This window comes from Streptomyces alkaliphilus, assembly GCF_014141535.1.
Taxonomy (GTDB): domain Bacteria; phylum Actinomycetota; class Actinomycetes; order Streptomycetales; family Streptomycetaceae; genus Streptomyces; species Streptomyces alkaliphilus.
Genome location: NZ_VKHT01001007.1, coordinates 1 through 1,765 on the forward strand (window position 1 = coordinate 1; position 1,765 = coordinate 1,765).

At 70.6% G+C, this 1,765-nt stretch carries 2 protein-coding genes; both read right to left on the reverse strand.

Annotated features, from left to right (window positions below; genetic code table 11):
• Window positions 1-859: 859 nt before the first annotated feature.
• Window positions 860-1,339, reverse strand: a complete 480-nt coding sequence (locus FNQ90_RS21940; protein WP_228471473.1) for a prevent-host-death protein — start codon at window positions 1,337-1,339, stop codon at window positions 860-862.
• A gap of 128 nt (window positions 1,340-1,467) precedes the next feature.
• Window positions 1,468-1,765: DUF3151 domain-containing protein (locus tag FNQ90_RS21945; RefSeq protein ID WP_182607935.1), on the reverse strand; the 298-nt coding region annotated here is incomplete at its 5' end.

The window sequence follows — 1,765 nt, forward strand, 5'->3', positions numbered from 1 at the left end:
CTCCTGGGGTCTCCGGGAACGACCGGGTGGGACGGGACCGGCCCCCGGGGTCACCGGGGATCCGGGTCGGGAACGGGCGCCGCCCTCCCGGGGCGCGCGCCGGGGCGTGCGGGTCGTGCGGGTACATCGTGCGGGTACATACGGACACGGCGCCGCGCGGCCGGCCCCGACCGGGGACGGAACGGCACGGCGCCGGGTGCGACGGCGACAGGCTATGTCCCGGAAAGCCCCGACGGAAGCGTCCGCCCCCCCGGGACCACCGGGAAGCGGGACACCACGGAGCCGCGCGGAAGCCTTCGAAGCCTCGTCCTGCCCGACGAAGCGGACCCGCACGAAAGGCGGAGACCACGGAGCGACCGGCTCGGAGGAAGGCCGTTGGAGCCTCGACCCGGTGCGCCCATCCCTCCGCCGGCTCCACGGGAACGGCAGGGAGTGACTCATTCCCCCTCTGTCCAGTAGCGCTGAAGCCTGGCCAACGCCTCGTCCCTGTTCATACCCGCGACGGCCGTCTCGTCCAGACCCACACGGTGAATGAGGAGGTAAGCCACATCGGCTGGAAGCGAAGCGCGCGGAGGTTCGGGAGCCCCTCGATCCGGCAACACCCCCTCCCGAACACAGGTCCAGAACTTCTCCTCCGACACCTCCAGCTGATCCCGCAGGATGTGACGCCACATCGCAGCGCCGTAGACCGTGCGGTCCACGGGGTGGGAGATCCGTGTTCGCAGGGTTCGACCATCGTGCAGAACCAACTCGTGGACGATGTGATGCGTACCGGTACGCCCCCGCGCGTCTCGAACACGTGTCCATTGCTCGGTGCGACAGAAACGATCGTGGTTTTCCCGGTCGGGCCGAGGCCAGGTCACCGCTCGGTTCCCACCAACCACGCACGCAGCGACTCGTCGTCACTCAGGCCGATCAGTTGCACGAGACCCCAGTTGCCCTCGTGGTTGGGGACGGTGCGCAGGCGCTCCTGCCAGTCCTCGGCGTACTCACGCAACACCTCGACCATCTCCTCTATGGCGCTGTCGAGGGTTGCCCCATCGGCGGCCAGGGGGAGACCCGGAAGAAACACCGACCAACCACCCGCTTCGGCGACCACTTCCGCCCTTGAAGGGCAGACGGCCATCAGGTGGTGACGCAACCGCTCCGCGTCCACCACCGCCGCGTGCCCCGAATCCCGGCGAATGGTGGCCACCCGCCCCTCGTCGGCCGCGTCGAGGAGGTCCTTCAGGTGCGCACGCGCCCGGGTGTAGCTCTCGTAGCGCACCGCCGACATGGTGACCTCCTCGGTAGTCCTTCTCAGGGTGCACTCCGAGGCCAAGTACGTCAAGTACGTCAAGTACGTCAGGTACTCATCGTGTTTTCCGGCTCACTTCGCCCTCGGTTCCCTGCGCCTCCGCGCAGCGCCTTTCACAGGCTCCTCCGGGCCGCGCTGCCCGCCCCGGCGGGGCGGGCAGCCCGCCGGGCTCAGGAGAGGGTGTCGGCGGCGGTGGGGGAGCTGTCCTTGAGGAAGGTCGAGCAGCGCTCCCGCTCCTCGGTCTCCCCGATGGCGCCGGCGGCCCGGGCGAGGGCGTGCAGGGCGCGCAGGAAACCGCGGTTCGGCTCGTGCTCCCACGGCACCGGGCCGTGGCCCTTCCAGCCGCTGCGGCGCAGGGCGTCCAGGCCCCGGTGGTAGCCGGTGCGGGCGTAGGCGTAGGACTCCACGGGCCGACCGGCCTCGAAGGCGTCGTCGGCGAGCTGGGCCCAGGCCAGGGAGGAGGTGGGG